Origin of the sequence: Pseudomonas alkylphenolica (assembly GCF_004025535.1) — a bacterium.
Classification (GTDB): domain Bacteria; phylum Pseudomonadota; class Gammaproteobacteria; order Pseudomonadales; family Pseudomonadaceae; genus Aquipseudomonas; species Aquipseudomonas alkylphenolica_A.
The window spans coordinates 139629-159825 of record NZ_QJRG01000050.1 but is presented as its reverse complement, the minus strand read 5'-3'; the positions used below and the strand labels follow the sequence as shown (position 1 = coordinate 159825).

The window sequence follows — 20197 nt, the reverse complement described above, 5'->3', positions numbered from 1 at the left end:
GAGTGTGCTCCAGCGCGCAGATCATGTTGGCAGGCCTCCAAGTCAGACGAACGTGGTTGACCTTCAGACGAGCAAATTCTGCGCCAAAATATTTTTCGCTTTATATCAACAGGTTAGTAAAAATCACCCGAAAATTGGATCCATACCCCCACCCATTCCCCACCCAATTCCCCAACGCGATAACCGATTTGTCGAAAAACCCCCACTGTCCAGTTCGCAAGTTACCTGCCTGGCGTATTAATTCCACCACTACGAACTAGTGGCTATATCCCATAGTGCAAAAATTTACGTTCAACGTTCGCCTGACTTTCTCCGCAACTATTGCAGGCCACAAAAACGCGACTTGCTGAGCGAAAGCCAGCGGCTAGACTCGCAACAATAGGCACGTTAGCTACCCCAAACTTAAAAGTCTTAGAGGGCGACATGGGCGACACTTCATTGGTGTTCAAGCTCTACGGTGATTTCCACTGGCCGCCAACTGCGGAACTGCAAGCGGATCCGGCTCGTGTGCGCGGATGCGTTGAAGTTCACTATGTTGCCTGGCCCACCGGTACAGCCAACACGTATCGCGCTTACATCGTCTGGAAACCGTTTGGTATTCAGAACAAAGACCCGGCACCACCCGCTGATGGTTCAATTACACTATACGAACAGCAGGATCCCGCTGGATGGTTTGCAGAGAAAATAAACACCTGCCAGTCGATCTGGATCGATGGTTCTGCAGGCAATATCAAGCAGCCAATACGCGTTGCTTTCCGAGGGGCTTATCTGTTCGAACAATATTCGTTAGAAGGCAAGCGCAAACTACGCTGGCCTTTGATCCCTGAGTACAGCAACAAAACAACCTCCGTTTACTCAGCGCTGGTCATCACTGAGGGAAAACGAAAGACAGCAGCCCCCTTGCAACCACGCTTTGATTTTGACCTCTCCTTGCCCTTGCCTGTCAGTCATGCAGACAACAACCAGTGGGCAGCTTTTCCACTACGTGCAGCTTTTTATCCGCAGGTCATGACGCGGGCAGCAATCGGTGAGATCAATGAATTTTTTGGCCGGGGGTTCAACAAGCAGAAAGAACAAAACTTTGCATTCAAAACGCTGCCTGGCAGTAAACACTTGGGCAATTTCAACCTGGCGGCATATGGCAAAGGGACTGAGACCTGTGCGAGTTACATTGAGCAGCTGGAGAACAACAGCACACAGCTGGAGAACTACTGGCCGCGCGCCTTTTCCCCCGTTGCAGAAAAATTCCTGAGTGAAGCAGGACTCTCACCGGCCATTATAGGCGAAACCGACTATCCCGTCCCGGGTAAGGGCACACTGTCAGACACCCATATTCGCTTCCTATCAACCGATGGCGACGTCAGTACGTTCACCTACCGCTTGACAACCAACGCAAAAAAAATAGCCCTCAAAACCCTGCGTGACATCGAACCGGATCTTGAACTATCGCCGGCCACTCGCTCGTCTATTCATCTTGATGCCTATATCAAATGGAGCATTCCCGATCAATTGATCTGGACACCGGAGGCCTGGCAGCCCCGGATTGGTTTTCGCCTGTATTGGAGTGAGGCGTTTAAAGTAAACGACTTTCCGTCAACGTCACTCACAACCTTTGCACGGCGATTGCTCGCAGACACCTTTGCGCAGATCAACGCGACTCGGCCCACATTGCCCTATGTCGAGGCGCTGCAACCCGTTTCACTACTACCTGACCTGAAGGTCAGCATTACCGCTGATCGTCGCTTTACCTTCGCGCTGATTGCTGAAGAACTGCAGGGAAGCTGCAGCGCCTACTTCGAGCGCACTGCACGGCAACAAGGTGCCTTCCTCCGTTGGCAGTCACACGCCCCGGCCCACCTTAAAATGACAATGGCAAAGCGCTCAGCGCAGGCAGACGATTATCTGGACGATGTCGTAGAAAACAACAACAGTCTACCGCTGCGCGCCGACTTACCTGCCTTCTTCAACTCAGCAAAAAAAGGCGAGGCACTCAACCTGAGCTTGAGCGAAGACGAAAGTTGGGCACAGCGAGAGGCCAATGCAGGCGATGCTGGCAGCCCGTACTTCGCTTCATTTGCGCTGAATGTGACGGCCATCGCCGAGAACACCGGGCGAATCGGTGCTCTGGCGTTCACGTTTCCAAAATTGACGGACCTGAAAACCGATGCCGATTTCCTGAGAACGGCTGGTAAAGGCTTGGGAGGCCCCCAGGCATTTCGTTACCAAGCGGGTAAAGGCCACCTGAACGCAACGCTGCGCCTGACCCTTCCTGTCTTGAGCGTAACCCCGCTGTCGACTGACGTCGCGCGTACAGACAGGAGCCGCCGCCCTGCCCCTTTACTGATCGATATGGACCAGTTGTACGGCAGCCAAAACGACTCCCCAGCGCCGTTCAACTACTACCTGCGCGCAACAGAAACCTTTGGCAGTGACGATGACCGCCTACTGACGGTATCGCTCCTGGACAATGCGCTGGAGCAAGGTGAGCGCGATTACTTTTTGCTGGCAGAAGAACCTTATTCCGTACTGCGCTTTCGCCAGACCCGCCTCGGAGCCCGAGGAAACGCCAGTAGCACCGAAGTGGCGCTGTATTCGAGTGATGATCGCCTGTGGCAGCTTCGTATGGTGTCACCGCTTTACCATTTCATGCTACCTCCGCAATCTATCGGAGAGAGCGCCGACAAGCCCAATCGCTTGGAGATTCATGACCTGTCGGTATTAGGCGCTACACCGTCTCATCCCTATATTGGTGACGGCGACCCCTACGGAAAAGCGCTGAAATACCGCGCAGTCGAATTTCGTCTTACGCCATCCACGGACCTCTGGGTTCAACCAAGCGATGTTGTCCGCGGCTACTTCATGCCCGAACAGGCCAGCTATGACCTGTTCCGCCAGCGAGGCGAATACGGTTTGGGTACAGCTCTGGCCGGGCTGCGCAGCGAGTTCCTCTACGGGCTTTCAGTCAGCATTGAGGTCAGCAAAGAACGGTCTGTCGCGCGTTTCAGCCGCGTAAGTGAGATCTCTGCATTGACCGGAGACATCGTCGGTCCAGCACGAGAGCATGAGGCCGATCCTGCCATCACTGAGCGCTGGTCAAGGCTTTCGCATGCCATTGCCCGGCGCCCAGAGCGCCTGGAAGTCTGGACACGTGATCCCGATTCACCTGTCGACTTCGCGCCGGCACGTTTTGCCGAGGGTACCCGGTTCTCATTGCGCAGCACCGCCCTGCACCGTCCACCGCTTGCCCAGGCTGATTCAGCGGATGCCAGCCTGCCCGCAGCGGTGCTCGGCCAACTGCGCTTTCACCGACAAGGGTTGAGTGGCGGGGCACTGTGGCCGATCGAATCGATCAACTTGCTCAATGCGTTGAAGGCGCTGCCGGAATCACACGGCGGCACGCTTGAACAGGTTGCCCTGGCGCCCTTTGGCGGCGATGCCTCACAGACAGCCGAATTTCTCAAGGGCATTGTCAAGATCATCAGTGAAACCCGCAATGGATACATTGAACGACAGAAAGTTGAGGTTCTTGGCCGCGTCGGTTCGCTGTGGCATCGTGCTAAACATGTGGTGGTCTATGAGCGAACCGTCAACCCATCGGCCCAGTTCGCACCTGCATTTGGAGTCGATGTTGAAGGCTCCCGCTCACGTCGTCCCATCTTGCGCAAGGTTCGCGAATACATAGAGTTGTTGGAGCCCGTACGCCTGTATCCCGATTTTCCCCAGGCCGCAGCAAGGACTACTGGTTTTCTTGACCGGGTGCGTTTCAACTCACGGATCATCAACGTCGACAGTGCGTGGGGCAGTGAGGTCGGAACCTTTGGATGGCAGGTACCCTTGTGGAACCGGGCAGCCGCGCGGCAGCGTCCACAAGTTTATTCAATGCCGGACATCGCATTCGTCACCGTATCCGAGGGTGAAGGTGAAACGCCCCTGGTTGCGCAGGAATGCCTCGATACAGATCTGCTTTTCTTTTTCGCCGACTTCAAGGCGGCAACCAGTGATACCAACCTCTGGCAGGCCAGGCTTGATGTCGACTTTGCCAACCTGCCGCTGGCGCAGATTATTGCCAAGACCGTAGACCAAGCATCCACCGCCCGGCCAGTGCACAGCGACACGGTCAACCAGCGACGTCCGGCGGTGAGTCGTGCACTGCCTGGTGCACGCCGGTTCACCTGGCGGCTTGCGCCCGCCGCACGAAAAACCGCCATCAACGCTGGGCGGGCAGACAAGCCTATTTATGTGGGTTTGGAATCGGTCAGTTTCATGCGTGCCTCATTCACCGGTATGGAAACGGGAAGTGAAAAGTTCGCGCACCTGGGTGCGCTTCTCGCAACGTCAGGCAAAGTCGATACGCTTTCTGATCATGGGCTCTGGCAACCGGGACAGGCTTCGACACTGGCCGGCGTTGATACCAACGAATACGTCGAGCTGGTCGGCACGCTCATGTCAGCCAGAGACCAAAGATCGCTCATCGAAGCCTACGACAAGCTAAAAGACTTCTTCGCCACCAATAGCACCTTCGGGCAGCGCCTGGGTTCTGCGCTGTGGGACAACGCACAACTGCTGCACAAGGCCGTGGATGATGATCAAGACGGTAACGGCAGCCTGTTAACGGCCATCAAAGCGTTGGACCAGAAGCTCGCGGACGGTGAGTCGGGCTGCGAGCGCCTCAAAAACAACGCCATCAGCCAGCTTCGGCGCAAGACGCTGCTTATCTACACCGTGTTGCAAGACTGGCAGGCAGGTGTGGATAGCCTCCTGAAAGACCTGCAAGGGCACTCTAAAGATCAAGTTGTCCAAGCGCTTGCCACGGACATTCGACGCAGCCTGGCCCCCCTGTTTAAAGAAGCGAGCGACGATGTCGGCAATGTAGCCGAAGGCGTCGAAAAAGCGCGAGCGATCCTGCTCTCAATCGAGGCAGATGCAGATACATTGGTTAGACGGGCATTCGCACGCATCGATCAACTTGCCGTCGCCTACGACCGGGACAAGCCCTGGTCGGCAGAAAGGAAGCGCGCATTTCGCGCTGAAATCAGAACGGCAATCAGTAGCGTAGCGGTAGACCTCACTGGCGCAATCAACGAAGGTCGCCAACGATTGAGCGTTGAACTCTCGGACTTCGCTCAACAGATTGGCAGCCAGCTGGGCCGGGCGCTGTCGTTGTTGGCCATTGAACAGAACACCGCGCTGCAAGGCCTGGGGGCTCTGAATGTTGCCATCCGGCGCAAACTGGTCGACTTCATCGCTACGGTCAATGAGTTGTCCTCGGACAAGGTGGCGCTATTTACCAATGCGATCAAATTGGCCCATACCCGCGTTGTCGCAAGCGATCTCGCCAAGCCACCAAACGACACGCCCGCCAACCTGAAGCTGAAGGCTGACGTTCTACAGGTACTTTTACAGCTTGATCGCCTGGCAACGGGAGTCTCGTCCCGTGTCACAGAGCTTGTCGAACTGCTGGACAAACTAAGTCGGCAGAACGATGAAGTGGTAGAAAGCCTGGCACTGACAGTGGGCGCTCTGGCTTCCACGGCCCGAACCATCATTCAGGACCTGAAATACGCCAACACAGCGGCCCGTCAGTATTCGCAAGGCCTGATCGATGCGGGCTACTCCGACCTGAATGACCTGATGCTCGCCTGCTGGCCGCATGTAGAGGCGGCGGTTGAGAAGCTCGAGATCGCACTGGCCGAACCGTTCGAGGAACTGAGCAGCAAACTCGATGATCTGGATCATTTCGTCGCTGAGTTGCGTCAGTGGATTCAAGATGTCCTGTTCAACACATTGAGCGCATTACGCGATCTGAACGGGACCATCGATGATGCGCTTTCGAGCGTCAGCTCCGTCCTCGACGGGCTGAAACAACAACTGGCACCTGACCAGCTTCTCCAACGGGTCGTCATTGAAAAAGTCGTGGTGCCCGCATTGGTCGAAATGCTGGAGCCACTTCCCGAAACCCTGGGCATCAAAGATGAGGATCGGGCCGAGGCCACTCGCCGACTCGCGCTACTGGCCGATAGCATTGCCAAGCGCCTGGATGCACTGGATACCCAAGCACTTGGGGCCCTGGACCAGATCGCCGATCTTTGCAAAAAGGTGTTTGGTAGCATTGACCAGGCGGCACAAAGCCTGGATCAGCTGACTAGACAAACGGCTGGCGAGTACACCCAAAAATTCGATGAGGCTCGTGCCCGGTTTGCACAGGCCTATTCAAACAACCTGGAAGACCTTGACAAGGTGATCGCGGCAGCCAGGGATTTCGACCGCTCCGTCCGCAATCTGCAGAACGATATTTCGCGAACGGTCGAGACTGCCCAGATGTACGGCAACCGGGTGCTAGCCGCCGCAAGCCGCCTTGGCGAAGGCGATCTCATGGCCGCGCCGAGCAACATTCTCAAGCTGTACTCCGCAGTGTCTTCGGCACCTGAACTGCTCGGTTTGAAGTCCGATATCGAACGCATCCGTGCCGGCTTCGACGAACTGTCCGACATCATTGACACCACCGAAGCCGGTGCCTTGCTCAACCGCATGGGCGACCAGCTCAAAGCACTCGGGATCAGCAGCAATTTCGACAAGCTGAGCGACCGAATATTACTCAAAGTGGATGGGGCGGTTGGAAAACTGTTCAACAACATTTCCGGTGTTGACCTGAGCAAGCTGTTCAAGGGGCAAATGCTCAGAAACAACATGAGCGATGCGATCCGCCTCACCCACGACTTCGATCGCCAACAAGCGCGGGCCTGGGTGCAGGTTGATATCAACGCGCCTATGCCCGGAAGAAACACGCTGTTCAGCATCGGCCCATTTCAGTGCGACTTTGTCGACATGCAAATAGACGGGCAAATGCGCATCGAAGCGTCGAAAGACAGTGAAGAGGTGAAACAAACCGGGGCGGGCCGCATCGCCGGCACACTTGACGTCATGGTCAGTGGGCAGTCGATGGTCAGTTTTGAAAAATTCGCACTTAACTTCACCCGTGAGCACGGCCTGAAAATCGACTTTGATCCAAAAAACATCCGCCTCAATCCAGCCTTCCAGGTTGTCCAGGATACGTTGGCCAGCTTGTTCCCCGACATGATCGGCCCGCTGACCGTGATCAAAGAGAACGGCATCCCAATTGGGCTTGAACATGAGTACGTGCTCCCGGTGATCTCGGCCAATGCCGTCACCAGTGGCATGTCCAACCTCTCCATCGAAAACCGGTTACGCCTGATCGCTTACCCGGACTTTGTGATATCTGACCGTTTCAGCCTTTCGCGCCCGGAACGCCCGTTCATTTTCTCGTTGTTCATCCTCGGTGGCACCGGGTTTGTCCAGATAGAAACCGAGTATCGACCGTTTGATTCGGAATTAACCGTAACGGTCGATGCGGCCATGGGGGCATCGGCGCTACTGGGTATATCTGCCGGCCCTTTTTCCGGTCAGATATTCATCACGCTTTCGGCGGTGCTCAGCTACCGCAAAGCGCTGGGACGACCAGGGGGTGGCCTGGCCGTCAGCGCACTATTGGTAATTGCTGGCAACGTCGACGTCGCGGGCATCGCCACGGCCGGTATCTATGCAACGCTGCGAATCACCTACCGTGATAACGGACAGGTCGATGCCGACGGCCTAATTTCAGTGACGATCAAGATTTCCAGTTTCTTCACCCTCTCCGCTCGCGCCGGTGTCCAGTACCGACTGCGAAACGGTCATGCCGAGACGCGAAGCACTTCCTCAGTGGAGGCCGAATCGCAGGACCTCAAAGAAATTACCAACAAAGCTTCCGCCGCCGCCAAAAAAATTCAGGGATCGATGGTGTAACCATGACAATGAGCCCGGTTATTTATTGCCTCGTAAACGCTGAACCAGAACGCTACTACACCACGCCAGGGATGTACGCAGTCAACTTGAGCTTTGAATGTTTCTCGGACAACTTCGCCGATGAATATGAAGCAAAACAGGCCTTTGAGAAGTTTCTGGAGTTAGTCCAGGGCCCAGTAAATTTTGCGGTGTACCAGGTCAATGTAAACACGCTAGACAGGGTATCGATAATCCAGCGAAAGTTTCCAGCCCGCCCTGCAACGTCCCGGCGGAATGACCTGTTCAGTTGGCTGAAAAGTCGAGTGCCTGCCGGCAATGCAACTCCAGGTATCGATCAGCAACAGTTCTGGACCCGAGCAGAACCGGTCGCCAACAAAGAAGTCGTCGCGGTGACAGCCGCAGGTGCCGGCCCGCTGCTGCGTGCGGTGCATGCCTGGAACGCCCCGGTGGGGCATCGTTTTGGCCTGACCTATGTCATTGAGGTTGAACCACTCGAACCTGGCAAGGCCCATGCAGTGCTGCCCTTTTTCGGCAACGTCCAAGCGCCTGATCAACTTGTATTTGCCTGCGAGGACACCACCTGTGACCTGCTCAGCTGCGCTGAAGACCCCAATGCGTCCCTCAAGACGGAATTTGGCAGTGAGATACCCGGCCTGCGTTGTCGCACCGCCGTGCTCAAACAGGGGCATAGCCAACTGCTGGGAGGGCGTTTGACCCGGGAAGGCTATTTCAGGGTCAACCGCCATGCCATTCCCTTGCAACGTTTGCTTATCGCCTTTGAGCACCGTGCTTGCGGCCTGATGGCGGTTACGCCATCGCTGTTCAGCCGAGGCCGGGTTCAGGATGCCGCCCAGCATGATGAGGCGGCTTACGAGCAACTTTTCCAACTCGAGAAAAGTGCAAACCGTACGCTAGTACCGGTTGCGCTGATATGGGCAGCAGTCTCAGGCCTATTAGCCGCACTCGACAACATCGTCATCGCGATGATGAAGCCCGTTTCTGATCTGAATACCGAAGGGGAACTGCTTGCTCCCCTCGTAAGCGCAATTGAAGACGAACTCAAAAAATCCAATCCAACGACAGGCCTCACGCGTAAGCAGATCCTCAACGCCATTCGTGACGCCCTTGCGCACTCCCCGTTGATAGTCTCACCTGGCGGACACGACAGACGCGCAGAAGTGAACTTTGACTCAGCGCTGCGGCACGTCTATGACCTGAGCGAAAAAAGCAGTGCCGACACGCCTGTAGACATGCAACTCTTCCATTCACTTCTGGCGCATTCCGTGCCGGACAGTAATGGGAATGTGTTTGCTTATGAGATAGGCGAGGAACTTTCAAAGGCGATGGGAAGTACCCCGCCGATTGAGTTTCTGATGCGTGCGCTGTCCAACGTCCAGGCAACACTATCTGAAGAGTCCGGTGCAGAAACCGCGGTAATTCGACTATTCGAAACCGCAGCCGACAATGCCTCGGTGGGCTCTGTTGCGACACTGATCGAGCGTCAGCTTTCCATAACCGCCAAAGAGCCTGTAGCCAAAGCATGGATTCGCTATTGCTCACTGCTCAATGGTCCATTCAATGGCGCCGAAGCAGTGCGCCGAAGCGCCAGCCTTGAACTCCTGCACACAGTTTACCAAGGTAAGGATCTGTTCCAGTTTATAGATGGTCCCTCTCCAGAAAACGTTGCAACCAGAATTCAACAGTCTAAATATTTTGAGCGCCGCCTGACCAATTTCGATGGAGCGGAGTTGTTGTTTGATCATATTGCTTGGCGACTTGTATATTACCCCTGGCCAAACAAATATTCCTACAGTGAACTCTCCCTCATCTGTAACCACCTTGACCGCGCCTACAAGGCAACCATGTCCAATCTGCGCGATCTAGCTGGCGAAGGAAAACGCTTTGTCCCGGATATGGCGCCACAACCGCTCCCGCTGCAGATCACAGGCGACATTACGGGCGCACTACTCGACGAATTTCTCGATGATTTCAACGGAATTGCCCTCGCGATTCATCGTGAGGACCAGCCAGGGTTTGCCCATGCCAATCTGGCTGAACTGCATTGGAGCGGTGCTATCCTGACGCTGACAACACCGCCGAAGGTGCCATTCACGCTGCACCCCTTTCTGCCCACCGTAAATGACGGGCGCGGCCCGGCATTTGTTGAGTACCACGGAGCACCGTTTGCCGACGCGAGTCTGGCCAGCGTCCTGACAGCCCCCACTACGAAAACGGCACAGGATAAATCCGTAACATCGCCGTTCTACGCAGCCGATGTTGTAGATGACTTGAAAGGGCAACTTCCACTGCCCCGCCTCGCCTATGGTTGCCACTACGACAGTTTCGCCTTTGCAGTGACCAATGCTGGCGCGCTCCCTGTTGATCAACGCCTGAGTGAACAAGAGCCCTGGTTGCCGGGCGTTGCAAATGAACCCGCTCCAGATGTTATCGCGCATGCAGACTACCAGCGCCGTACAGCAATCGGAGAACTGGAGATAGCCGAGTTTCATCCCCAAACACAGATGCCACTGACCAAAGACCAACAACGCCTCAATCGAAACCTGCCCGATGTGGTGGCACTTACCAGCGACTATCCCAGGGTCAGTGTGGTCGCGGCGGCCCAATCGCTCGGCACAGTGGATCTGTACCGCGAGAGTGACGGCATCGGCACCCTCGCGCTGGCGTTTGGGCAAAAGAATCAAGAACTCGCACTGTCAATCGCAGACGTTCAGATCACCGGTCAGGTTGATCATTTGTGGTTGCGCATACAGAACGGCCCGGCCGCGACGCCTTCACCTTTCGATCGCCGAGAGGATCACGACGATGATTTCATTTGCGAAGACCTCGTCGATGATTTGTCGAACGCATCGATCCGCCTCGTGTTTAACAGCAAATTCCAGACGGACTTTTATGAGTTGGAAGTGAGCCTCGTCCTCGATGGTGCTCGCAAACGTCAATTGGGTACGCTACGGCTTTCGGATGGTGACCTGGTCTGGTTGCGGTTGGTACTAAAAGCGGGTACAGATGTTGCCGCCGTAAGCTTCACCGCGCCTGAGTGTCCCACAGGCTCCCGCCCTGCCCCCTCGCTTCTGCTCATGGCCTCCCCCCAGTATCGGGTTTGGCAACCAGAGCAGGTTATGCAACCGGCCTGCTTCAAGGTGTCGACACCGCGGGTCGGGTATCTCGATTTTCAGCGCTGGATGGCCAATAGGACTTTGCGGGACCAAGCAGTTGGTGACCCTGAGCTTGCAGAACAGTTTTATACAGACCTGGCAGCACTCTATTCAATACGCAGTGTTCACTCGATCCTTGGCAACTTTTTTGACCGCCTTCCAGATCCGGCAGTGACCGAAATCGGCTTTTCCTGGTGTGAAACGGACCGGCTTTGCGGCGGCAATGCCAGTCCACCATGCACAGTGTCACTGCAACTGGCCAAGCCCAAAGGGCTGCTCCACTCGATTGCAACTCGGTTCACCCGAACGTGGGCGGATGAAAATTCCAGGGGCAAAGCCATCAGCACCCTGATGAAGGATATTGATGAACAGTTCAGTTTCAAGTTGACCCTGAACTGCGATGAAAAAGCGAATCTGCAGATCATCAACCCCTACCCAGCTGACTTGAAAGATCCGGATCAGGTGGTACCTAACCCCGGAGTCATCGCCAGCTTCCCGGAAGGCAAGGTTGTCCAATTCACCATTGATGCAAGGGTTGAAAGCCGGCTGTTTTCATTTCCCATCCAAAAAAATGTGCTGGCCGCATTGGCCCCTATTCATTCGGGCCTGCTTCAATACGCATCAAGTAGCACCGACAGCCACCATGCCTTCCCTATGGCCGCTCTGTGCATCGAAACGATGGTGGATGCCCTTCCAGTTTGGGTTGCCAGCAACGACAGGAGTCAAAGCACGGTCACTGCCGCGCACCAGGCGCTTATCGAGCTTGCCTACCAGATGATTGGTTTTAAAGCAGCGGCCAACGCCCGCCGCTACAACCTCGTCACTGCGCAGGAGCCTCCCCTGGAGAGCGACCGTAACGCCTGGCGGATTTACAGCCACGCCAGAGTAATCAGCCAACAATGGCGCTACTCGGGGCGACCTATCTACCGCGCGTTGAATCCCAAGCGTGTCGCGTGGGGGCGCAGCGAACAGGCGCAGAATGTTCCCGTTCTGGAAACGTCACTACGCCTGCAAGACCACGCGTCGAGTGTCCTTGATTTCGAAGATGAACTGTTTTTCGACCGCAGCAATATCGACGCTGATACCTTGCCGATAAAACTCGATCCACTTCCCGCCAGCACCGTACTGCAGACCGTAACGTGGGACTCACCTTCAGCCTGCTATTGGCGGCACCGGTTCGTCCTCAAGTCGCGGTATTCGGGAGCGCTCAAATCAGTCAATCGTCGTGAAATCGAGGCCTTCCTGCCGTTCAACGAAGCCAAACGGCGGCTAGCCGATACCTGGACACTGCGCGCAGCGATGTTTGCCGACCTTGCACATATCCAGCTCACCCGTCCGCAACTGCGAGCGCTGATTCCCCTTACAACCACCACCGCCGGGGATACACCCTCCGTACTGGCCGTCCTGCAGGAGCCGCCCTTGGCCCATGGCGGGCTGGCCGAACGCATAAGTGCCGAACTTAAAACCGGGTTCGGCTATGGATTCGAAAGCCCCGACTTTGTCGAAATTCGCGATGCCCGCAAGGAAATTGGGCCTGATCCGACACTGACCTACAGCGCAATGCCAAACGAGGTGGCAATGGGGTTGGCCTTGACGGCCGAGGGTCCGATTGGCCTGACCTTCGATTCACCTCATGCTGCAGCGCCCCTGTTCGCCAACTCAATGTTTTCGCTGACCCCAATACCATTGGATGAAAAGCCCCTGCAGGCGCTGGAGGAGCACTTCCTGGGAATCCTGATGCAGCGCCATCTGGACCCCGACTGGTTGCCCGATCTTCCCGCAGCGCCGGTTAATGCGCAGAACGCCGGAACTCCCGGGCGCGATGCCGATCGCTGCTGGTGGATAGAAATGCCGCTAGACCAGACAGCGGATAACGGTCTGATGTGGAACGCAGACGAAAAAACACCGTTCGTGCGTCTTGAGCGTGGCCAGGGACAGCCTTGTACAATCACGGTCAGCAAAGTCATGCTTGATGGCGTGGCGGGCTTGAAATGCCATGAAGTAACGATTGTGAAGGTACCCCAAGACGCTGCCTCGGTTGCCTTCCTGCACCAGCCGGTCGCTCCGGGGCAATACGGGCTTTCCATCTTCTTGCCCCGTGAGTCGGCGGATATCACCCGGGGGCGTTCAGCCACATGGCAAAAGGTTGCTAGTTTCGTGTGGAGCCCGCCGGCAACCCCCACTTCATCTGGAATAGCAAATCCGACCGAAGAAAAGCAGCTGAGGCGCATTCTGCTACCAGAAGGTGCAAGTGTTCGGGCCACTGCTGCGAGCGCCTCCACCTTTCTGGCCTGGGCACGCACGCACCGCGACTTCGCAAACCTGACCCTAGGCCACGCTAAACGCAGCAATGCGGAGCGTGCCCTGGTATCCGATCTAACCGCAAAGTGTGTCGACCAAGGTAAACGGCGAACGTTAAGTATCCACTTCAGCCCCGACTCCGCACCGCTGCACCTGACATCGTCGACCGAGGCCAGCCCTGTCCCGCTGCGCAGGGCACGTCACCTGGCCTATGTGATGACGCGCCTGCGTGACGAGCCCGGAAGACCCATTGAAGAGTATGTTCACAGCGGTCTGCTTAACAGCACTACCTCCTCCCTGCCGGAAGATGCCAATGTCTCGGGGCGATTGAACATTCGCGTAATAGAGTTCGAAACTTCAGCGCTGATTCTGTCGGGGACGGCAATCAAGGACATGCCTGGCGAGTATCGGCGACATGAACTGGACCTGGTGGCGACGGGGAGCAACAAACCAGGACATTTGAAGCTGATGTTTCGTTTTGTTGGCATCGCGGCATCACTTCCGAAAGAGCTCACACTGCGTCTGGAAGTCCTTCAAGCCGGGCAAACGCCTTCGAAAGAAACAGACCTCACACCGATTCCGGTCAAACCCGGCACAGGATCAGTGCGCGCGATCGAAGTGTGGTTACATCCCAATAGTTCAACAATCACATCAATAGACCTCAACGGCGTAGCCAACACACTGGTCCTCGATCAAGCCGTGAGCACCTTACTCAATCAGTCAGCAAAAGGTCTGGTCGGCTGTGTTGGTCTTGCATTGAGTTTTGATGCAACAACAGATGCCGGAGAGTGCTGGTGTGATGTGTCCATGCTGCACACCCTTGTTAATGCTGACGATAAAGGCCCATTGAACCAAAAAGACGCGCTGGACCTTCGCTGGTTGTTCTCGCGCGACCTCCCTGACGAGATGGCGCAGGCACTCATGCCAGACGCGATGGCAAGCAGAACAGAGGCTCAAGCACGCATTGTATCTGTCTCGCCGCCCATGGCTGTGGTCATCCGTGACAAGTAGCCTCATCTACCGCCTTGAACCGGAGGCTGTGCCATTGCCGTTACTGGCTTCAATGCACTACCCCCAGCCTTTCGCCTCCTCGATAAAGTGCAGCACTGCACTGGACCGCTCATCAATGCGCGAAATCAGGGAAAGCTCACTGACCATCTCCGGCTGCTCCAGAGGCACGATGTGCACGCCGGGCATGGTCAACCGGGCCATCGGTTCCGGCACGATGCTCATGCCGATCCCGGCAGCAACCAAGCCGGGAATGCTCATCAACGACGGTACGTAAAGGATGTTGCTCGGGTGCAGTTGATGCTGCCGGCACGCGTGCAGGGTATGCGAGGTCAGGCCGATGCCGGTGGGGTCTTGCAGGAAGACGAACTGCTCGTGGCGCAGGGCTGCCAGTTCACCATTGAAATCGGCAGCCATCGGGTGGTTATCGGGGATCAGCAACACCAGTTTCGAGTGGCTGAACGGGTGCGTGCGCAGGCGGTCCGGCAGGTGGTCCTTGAACACCCGGGCAAACCCCAGGTCGATTTTATCGGTGAGCAACATGTCGAACTGCCCGCGAATGCCGGCATCCACCAACGACACCTTGACCTCGGGAAAGCTGCTGAAGTAATGCCTGAGCAGCTGCGGCAGGTTCGCCTCGAACAGCGCCGAGTGGTAGCCGATGTTGATCTCCCCTGCTTCGCCCCGGCGCGCACGGCGAGCGGCAGCGCTGGCCAGTTCGCTGGCGGCAATCGACTGGCGGGCATGGGGCAGGAACGCCTGGCCGGCCGCGGTCAGCGCCACGCTGCGGTGTTCACGGCGAAACAGCGCCACTCCCAGTTCTTTTTCCAGGGTGCGCATCAACTGGCTCAACGCGGGTTGGGCAATGCCCAGTTGCTCGGCGGCCTGACTGAAGTGCTGCAAGTCGGCAGCCACCACAAAGGCTTTCAGATGACGAAGTTCCATGCGCAATAACCTATAAGGCTAGCTTATTGAAATGTTGTTTTTTCAATAATTATTCTGCAAGCCAATTGCGCTACCGTCTACTCACTTCGACGCGCACTGCACCGACGCCGGTCCAGCGGCGCTTCGCGAGTCCATAACGACAAAAACAACGACGAGTACCGCTAATGAGCACAACCACTCGCTCCCCGGCCGATGCCCGGATGTCCCGCAAAGCGGTGACGGCCGCCACCATCGGCACTGCCCTGGAATGGTTCGACTTCACCCTGTATGGCGCGGTGTCAGCCACGGTGCTGCCCAAACTGTTTTTCCCGGCCATGGAGCCCACCGCCGGGCTGCTCGCCTCGCTGGCCACCTTCGGTGTCGGCCTCGCGGCCCGCCCGCTCGGGGCGATCACCTGTGGTTACCTCGGTGACAAGCTTGGGCGGCGCAACCTGATGCTCGCCACCGTGACCATGATGGGCCTGGCCTCCGTGCTGATGGGCTTGCTCCCGACCTACAGCCAGGTCGGGGTCTGGGCACCGATCCTGCTGGTGTTGCTGCGGATCATTCAGGGCTTTGCGCTGGGTGGCGAATCCACAGGTGCGCAACTGATGGCCCTGGAGCATGCCGCCCCTGATCGTCGTGGCCGCTACTCCGGCCTGCTGGGCCTGTGCTCGCCGTTGAGCCAGATCCTCGCCAACGGCGTGTTGATGGGCCTGGCAGCTCTGCTGAGCAGCGAGCAGTTCGAGAGTTTTGGCTGGCGCATCCCCTTTCTGATGAGTTTTGTGCTGGTAGTGGTGGCGATTTTCATCCGTTTGAAAGTCGATGAAACCCCCGCCTTCGTCGCCCTGCAGAACGCACCGGTGAAACCGGTGAAAAGCCCGTTGAAAGCGGCATTAGGCAGCCACCGCAAGACCATCGTGCGGCTGATGCTGTTCTTCTGCTCGCCCGCAGCACTGTTTTACCTGATCGTGATTTTTTCGCTGAGCTACCTGACCAAGCACCTGGGCATGAGCCAGTCGATGGGCTTCATGTCGCTGATGGTAGCCAACGTCTTTGCGATTTTGGGCGCGTTGGCCGGCGGCTACCTGTCGGATCGCTGGGGGCGCAAGAAAGCCCTGGCATTTGGCTCGTGCATGACCCTGCTGATCCTGACCGTGTACTTCCCGATCCTCAACACCCAGAACGTTGCTGCGATCATGGCAATCATGGGGCTGTTCCTCGGTTTTACCCAGTTTCAGAGCGGTATCCAGCCGGTGGCGTTTGCCGAAGCCTTCCCGACCCAGGTGCGTTACTCGGGCTCGGCCCTGGCCTACACCGGTGCCAACCTGCTGATCGGTGGCCCGATGCCGATGATCGCCGTGTGGCTGATGAGCCAGTCCGGCAACTCGCCATGGCCGCTGGTGTCACTGTGTGCCGCGATCAACCTGATTTCCCTGGCGATGATTGTCATCGGCCCGGAAACCCGCGGTATCGACCTCAACCGGGTCGCTGACCAGCCACCCACCGAAGGCGAACCGCGCGTCCTGTTCAACAAGCAACCTTCCAACTGATCCGGCAGAGCGACCATGAACCGTACCGTCTTTATCCTCAACGGCCCGAACCTGAACATGCTCGGGCGCCGTGAACCGCACATCTACGGCCACACCACACTGGCGCAGATCCAGCACGACAGTGTGGCCGCAGCAACCGCCCTCGACCTGCACTGCGAGTTTCGCCAGACCAACCACGAAGGGGTTATGGTCGACTGGATTCAGGAAGCCTATGAACAAGGCGCAGCGCTGATCATCAACCCGGCGGGGCTGTCGTTTCATTCGATCCCGGTGCTCGATGCGTTGAAGCTGATCGAAACGCCGCTGATCGAGCTGCACCTGTCGAATATCCATGCCCGCGATGAACTCCATCGCCACTCGATCATGTCCGGTGTGGTCAACGCGGTCATTTGCGGCTTGGGTGCTGACGGCTATCCGTTGGCGCTTAAAGCAGTTGCCGGCCTGCTGGAGCGCAAGCGTACTACCGCTTAAGCTCGCCATCACGCAATGCAAATGGCCCCTTGCAGTACCGCCCGGGGCCATTTGCATGGGCCTTCCACCTCATGTTTGACATGCATCAAACCGGAACGCGCGGACAGGTGTAGATATGAAGCATGCTTGATGAATCTCTCCAACCTTTCGGAGTACATCTCATGACCTCTCTCCACGCCAATACACCAACACCCTCTACCCCCGCCTTCGCGCCGCAAGCGGGTGAGCACTGGATCGAACCGCTCGACGATGGCGGGCACGTACTGATCAGGCCACTGCGCGCCGAGGACCGTGCACGCGAGAAGGCCTTCATCATGCGCCTCTCACCCGAATCGCGGCATTTTCGCTTTCTGTGCCAGATCAAGGAGCCCAGCGAGGCCATGCTGGATCAGTTGATGGACATCGATCACCACGACAACATGGCGTATGTGGCGCTGGCGCATGTCGATGGCGAGCTACGGGAAGTCGGCATCAGCCGTTATGCGGCCTGTGACCAGGCCGGCGAATGTGAATGCGCGGTGACCGTCGACGATCAATGGAAGCGTCGTGGCCTGGGCGCGCTGCTGCTCGGTCACCTGATCGACAAGGCGCGAGCCAATGGCTTCAAGGCGATGCACTCGGTCGACTCGGCGACCAATGCCGAGATGCAGGACCTGGCACGCGACTTCGGCTTTTCGACCGTGCGTGATCCCAACAATGCCTGCCAGGTGATCCATCGCCTGCAACTGACGGATTGAGATCGTTGCCGGTCAAACAGGTGCTGCGCAGTTCACAAACATGTGCGCCGTGGTGATGCAGCACTTCTCGGCTTTCTTGGCACTGAAGGCTTTATGGTCGAGCGCCCATTCGAGCCAGAACCCGTCGAGCAGCGCGGTAATGGTCAGCGCGGCGCTTTTGGCGTCTATCTGCGTGCCGTTTTGTTTGCCGATGGCCTTGAACACCGCCTCGAGTTCCTTGCGGTAGTCGGCGTAGAGCTTTTTGTTCAGTGCGCGCAGTTCATCCGACGACACCGCCGCGCCCCAGAAGCCCAGCCAGGTGGTGAGGATGAACTCGTTGAAGATCTGCCCGCGAAACGACGAGCGAATGATCGCCAGCAGCCGGTCGTCGGGCGAACCGCCCTGCACTTCCAGGTATTTGCGGGTTTCTTCGCGCAACTGGTCGGTGAGTTCCTGGTAGGTCGACAGCATCAACTCTTCCTTGCTGGAAAAGTGGTGGCCGATCAAACCGATGGACACCCCGGCTTGCGCGCAGATGCGCTCCAGGGTGCTGCCGCTGTGGCCGTAGCGGGTGATGCACTGCATCGTTGCCTCGATAATGGCCTTGCGTCGCATCGAAGGGTCGATACGTGTCCGGCGCTTCTTCGGTTCGACCAGTCCAGATTCACTGCTCATCCATCAACAACCTTGTAGGTACGCGAAACGAGGCGCCAATCTAGCAACTTTTGGCGCCTGAGCAACAGCAAATAAACTCACCGCCCGTTACAGGCGGTGAGTTGACTGAAGCTGCGATCAACCGGCTTGCAGACCACTTTCCAGGTGCTTGTCCAGTTCGTCGATTCGCGACAGTTCGGCCTGGATGTTCTGCGAACGGCACAGCCAGCCGTACACCACTGCCGAGACCACCAGGCCCACCAGCATGCTGATGTCTGCGCCATCGAGCAAGGTGGTCACATAACCGGTGTACAACCCGGTGCTGGAGAACGGCAGCATGGCCACGAAGCCTGCCACGTAGGCACCGATCCCGCGCCAGTTCCAGCGACCGTAGATGCCGTTGGGCTTGAAGATCTCGGTGATCGAGAACTTGCCGTGGCGCACTTTGTAGAAGTCCACGAGGTTGATCGCCGTCCACGGCGTGAACAAGTACAGCAGGATCGCCAGGAAGTCGCCGAAGTCCTTCACGAAGTTATCGGAGGCGGTCATGGCGATGCCGATTGCCGTGCCGCCCACCAGCAGCATCGATACGATGCGCTTGAGCAAGGTCGAGGTCTGGCTTTTGATCGTATCGGCAATGCTAAGCAGGGTAATCGACGCGCCGTAGAAGTTCTGCGCAGCACTGGTCACCAGGCTGAGCACGGCGAGAATCAGCAGGAACTCACCGAAGCCGCTGAACAGCGTGTTGCCGAGCATCACCAGGCCTTTGGCAAGATTCTGCCCCGGGCTCAATGCCGCCGCCAGAGCACCGATCAGCATCATCCACACCCCGCCGATCATCGCGCCCAGGTAGGTCCACCAGAACGACGAGCGCACGCTGACGTTGGCAGGCAGGTAGCGGGAATAGTCGGACACGTAGATCGCCCAGCTCAGCTGATACGCCGCCGCCACAAAGAACTGCGCCAGGAACGGCGTGGCCTTGAAGCCGGATACGCTCAGTTGCTCTGGCGGTAGTTGGACAAAGAAGAACAGGCCGATGGTGAACACCAGCATCACCGCAATCAACACGAAGGCCAGCAAGCGTTGCACCTTGTGGAAGGTGTTGTAGCCGGCAATCGCCATGATGATCGCCAGCAACGAGAAGGCAATCGCCGAGCCGTTTTCCGGCACATCGAACAACTCATGCAGGGTTTGCCCGACCAGCAACTGGTTGAAGGCGTTGTAGCCGACATAGGTGGCGATCGCCACCACATACACCAGCAGCGCGCCCAGGTAGCCAAACTGCGGGCGCGACTGGATTAGCTGCGGCAGCCCCATTTGCGGGCCCTGAGTCGAGTGGCCGGCCATGAACAGCGTGCCGAAGGCGCAGCCCAGGAAGATCGCCAGCGCCGACCAGAACAGGTTGGCACCCATGCCGACGCCGATGATGCCCACCGCCAGGGTGGTCAGGTGCGCTTCCCCGCAAAACCAGATCGGCCACAAATGCCAGGCCTTGCCGTGACGTTCTGCAAGCGGGACGTAATCGATGGAGCGTGTTTCAAGGTTCAGACGTCCCTTGGACGCCGTTTGGCTAGACGCAGACATGGCGGTTGCA

8 protein-coding genes are annotated in these 20197 nt (G+C 57.3%); 5 read left to right on the top strand and 3 right to left on the bottom strand.

The genetic code is table 11. The features are described 5' to 3' along the window. Positions 1-423 precede the first annotated feature (423 nt). Both DM813_RS27555 and DM813_RS27550 read left to right on the top strand, forming a co-directional pair. A complete protein-coding gene (locus DM813_RS27555; RefSeq protein WP_128326568.1) occupies positions 424-7803 on the top strand; it encodes a hypothetical protein in 7380 nt (2459 codons plus the stop codon). Between the two features lie 2 nt (positions 7804-7805). Continuing rightward, positions 7806-14288, top strand: a complete 6483-nt coding sequence (locus DM813_RS27550) for a hypothetical protein (RefSeq protein WP_128326567.1) — start codon at positions 7806-7808, stop codon at positions 14286-14288. A 57-nt stretch (positions 14289-14345) separates the two neighbouring features. On the opposite strand, the gene DM813_RS27545 is transcribed toward DM813_RS27550, so the two are convergent. Then, positions 14346-15230: a LysR family transcriptional regulator gene (locus DM813_RS27545; protein WP_128326566.1), complete on the bottom strand. Its 885-nt coding sequence runs from the start codon at positions 15228-15230 to the stop codon at positions 14346-14348. 164 nt (positions 15231-15394) lie between these two features. On the opposite strand from DM813_RS27545, the gene DM813_RS27540 reads away from it, so the two are divergent. The 3 genes from DM813_RS27540 to DM813_RS27530 all read left to right on the top strand — a co-directional run bounded on the left by DM813_RS27540 (position 15395) and on the right by DM813_RS27530 (position 17970). Continuing rightward, the gene (locus DM813_RS27540) at positions 15395-16762 is read left to right on the top strand and encodes an MFS transporter (protein WP_128326565.1); all 1368 of its coding nucleotides are present in this window, start codon (positions 15395-15397) and stop codon (positions 16760-16762) included. Between the two features lie 15 nt (positions 16763-16777). Further along, entirely contained in the window at positions 16778-17233 is a 456-nt protein-coding gene (locus tag DM813_RS27535) for a type II 3-dehydroquinate dehydratase (protein WP_128326564.1), read from the top strand. 161 nt (positions 17234-17394) lie between these two features. Then, positions 17395-17970: a GNAT family N-acetyltransferase gene (locus tag DM813_RS27530; RefSeq protein WP_128326563.1), complete on the top strand. Its 576-nt coding sequence runs from the start codon at positions 17395-17397 to the stop codon at positions 17968-17970. 12 nt (positions 17971-17982) lie between these two features. Here the strand turns inward: DM813_RS27530 and betI are convergent, their stop codons facing one another. Both betI and DM813_RS27520 read right to left on the bottom strand, forming a co-directional pair. Further along, positions 17983-18624: a transcriptional regulator BetI gene (gene betI, locus DM813_RS27525; RefSeq protein ID WP_128326562.1), complete on the bottom strand. Its 642-nt coding sequence runs from the start codon at positions 18622-18624 to the stop codon at positions 17983-17985. 117 nt (positions 18625-18741) lie between these two features. Continuing rightward, complete coding sequence (locus tag DM813_RS27520) at positions 18742-20187, bottom strand: purine-cytosine permease family protein (protein ID WP_128326561.1); 1446 nt, start codon at positions 20185-20187, stop codon at positions 18742-18744. Positions 20188-20197: the final 10 nt, after the last annotated feature.

Coding starts and splice junctions, on each gene's coding strand:
- DM813_RS27535 (WP_128326564.1), top strand. CDS start 16,778: ATGAACCGTACCGTCTTTATCCTCAACGGCCCGAACCTGAACATGCTC.
- DM813_RS27545 (WP_128326566.1), bottom strand. CDS start 15,230: ATGGAACTTCGTCATCTGAAAGCCTTTGTGGTGGCTGCCGACTTGCAG.
- DM813_RS27520 (WP_128326561.1), bottom strand. CDS start 20,187: ATGTCTGCGTCTAGCCAAACGGCGTCCAAGGGACGTCTGAACCTTGAA.
- DM813_RS27540 (WP_128326565.1), top strand. CDS start 15,395: ATGAGCACAACCACTCGCTCCCCGGCCGATGCCCGGATGTCCCGCAAA.
- DM813_RS27555 (WP_128326568.1), top strand. CDS start 424: ATGGGCGACACTTCATTGGTGTTCAAGCTCTACGGTGATTTCCACTGG.
- DM813_RS27550 (WP_128326567.1), top strand. CDS start 7,806: ATGACAATGAGCCCGGTTATTTATTGCCTCGTAAACGCTGAACCAGAA.
- betI (WP_128326562.1), bottom strand. CDS start 18,624: ATGAGCAGTGAATCTGGACTGGTCGAACCGAAGAAGCGCCGGACACGT.
- DM813_RS27530 (WP_128326563.1), top strand. CDS start 17,395: ATGACCTCTCTCCACGCCAATACACCAACACCCTCTACCCCCGCCTTC.